Genomic DNA, 2,028 nt, shown 5'->3' with positions numbered 1-2,028 from the left:
GGCTCGGTTTGTCCGTTCTGCTTCTGGCGGGATTCGTGACGATCTTCGATCTGTTCGTGGTCAATGTCGCGATCCCGGCCATGCAGGCCAGCCTCGGCGCCCGCCTGTCACAGATCGGCTTCATCGTCGCGGGCTATGAACTTGGCTTCGGGGTGCTGTTGATCACCGGTGGGCGGCTCGGCGACATTCACGGCCGCCGGCGGCTCTTCGTCGTCGGAATTGCCGGTTTCACGCTCGCCTCGGCGCTCTGCGGATTGGCGCCGACGATCGAGATCCTCATCGCTGCGCGCGTGGTGCAGGGATTGGCGGCAGCACTCCTGTTTCCGCAGGTCTATGCCTCGATCCGGGTAAGTTTCTCTGCTGACGACGCTCGTCGCGCCTTTGGACTGCTCGGCATGACCTTGGGCCTTGCCGCCATCGCGGGCCAGGTGGTCGGCGGCTTTCTCGTCGAGGCGAACCTGTTCGGTCTCGGTTGGCGCATGATCTTCCTCATCAATGTTCCCGTCGGTGTCATCGCCATCCTGATGGCGCCGTTCATTCCCGAGACCTACGCGCCGGAGCGTCCGAGCCTCGACTGGTCCGGCGTGGCCCTCGTGAGCCTGGGGCTGACGCTCTTGCTCGTGCCACTGATCGAAGGGCCGGCGCAGGGCTGGCCGCTTTGGACCCTTGCATCGCTGGCAGGGGCCGCCGTCCTGATCGCTGCGTTCTACGGGCAGCAGGAGAGCCGGCGCCGGGCGGGCGGCGAGCCTCTCGTCGATATGAAGCTCATGCGTCAATCGTGCTTTGCCCACGGCGGTCTGTTGGTCGTCCTGATCTATTCKACATCGTCCTCGTTCTTTCTATGCTTTGCTCTCCTGGCGCAGACCGGGTTCGGTCTCAGTCCTTTCGAGGCGGGTCTCAGTTTCGTCCCCTGCAGCATCGGGTTCGTCATCGCCTCCATGGCGGCGCCCCGTCTCGTCGCGCGCCTTGGCACAGCCGCAATTGCCGCAGGCGCACTTCTCTATGCCGTGTCGCTCGGCATTCTGATCGCGCAGGTCTGGCTTGCCGGAGCAGGGCTCGTGGTCGCGCATCTGATCCCGGCCTTGATCGTGGTCGGCGCGGCCCAGGGCCTCATCATGACGCCGCTGCTCAACCTCGTCCTCGGTTTTGTGGGGGAGGGACAGGCAGGCATGGCCTCTGGCGTCGTCGCAACGCTGCAGCAAGTCGGTGCGGCGCTGGGAGTGGCCGTCGTCGGCATCCTCTTCGGTGCGGCGCTTGCCGCCGGCATCGACGCAGGAGGGCAAGCCCAGCTCTACGCCTCTGCCTTCGTCGGCGGGATGGCCTACAACCTCGCCGCCGCGATCGTCGCCGCTGTCCTGATCTTTGGGATTGCGCGCAGGAGATTGCCGCGATGACCTTGAAGCCTGGCCTGGGATCGAGGCTCAAGCCGTGCCCGGACCTTCCCCAGATGATCGCCCTCGCCAAAACCCTTGGCACGCGCAACAATGTCGGGCGCCTTGAGGTCTTCGAGATGGATCTGCAATGCATGGAATTCCGCCTGGCCGGCGCCGATCGTGCGCTCTGATCCGGCGGTCATCCAGTCGCTGTCTCGTGCCTTCATCGACAGGAGAGCGACCATGCCTGGCAGGAGCCCATCCCCGACCTGGCGCCTCGGCACCCGCCAGGTGAAAAGGCTCGGCTACGGTGCCATGCAGCTCGCCGGGCCTGGCGTATTCGGCCCGCCGAAGGACCGGGATGCGGCGCTCGCGGTGTTGCGCGAGGTGATTGCCTGCGGCGTCGACCATATCGACACGAGCGATTACTACGGCCCGCATGTCACCAACCAGCTGATCCGCGAGGCGCTGTCGCCCTATCCCGACGATCTCGTCATCGTCACCAAGATCGGCGCCCGGCGCGGCGCTGACGGATCCTGGCTTCCCGCGACCTCGCCGGACGCGTTGCGGCAGGCCGTGCACGACAATCTGCGCAATCTCGGGCTCGAGGCGCTCGATGTCGTCAACCTGCGACTCTGGGGCGATGGCCATGGCC

General features: G+C 65.8%; 3 protein-coding genes. All 3 read left to right on the top strand.

All coding sequences use genetic code 11. The features are described from left to right. The coding region (locus tag AC1DJT_RS36420) for an MFS transporter (RefSeq protein WP_476836023.1) at positions 1-1,394 on the top strand (1,394 nt) is incomplete at its 5' end. Next, positions 1,391-1,564 (top strand): hypothetical protein, encoded by a 174-nt coding sequence (locus tag AC1DJT_RS36415; protein WP_441492248.1) that lies wholly within the window; start codon positions 1,391-1,393, stop codon positions 1,562-1,564. The genes AC1DJT_RS36420 and AC1DJT_RS36415, both read left to right, overlap by 4 nt. Before the next feature lie 52 nt (positions 1,565-1,616). Continuing rightward, a partial coding sequence (locus AC1DJT_RS36410) for an aldo/keto reductase (protein WP_476836022.1) occupies positions 1,617-2,028 on the top strand: 412 nt, incomplete at its 3' end.

It is taken from the genome of Allobosea sp. 05T422_2 (genome assembly GCF_056396265.1).
Note: the sequence above shows the minus strand (reverse complement) of the source record. Positions and strands in the feature narration are given on the sequence as shown.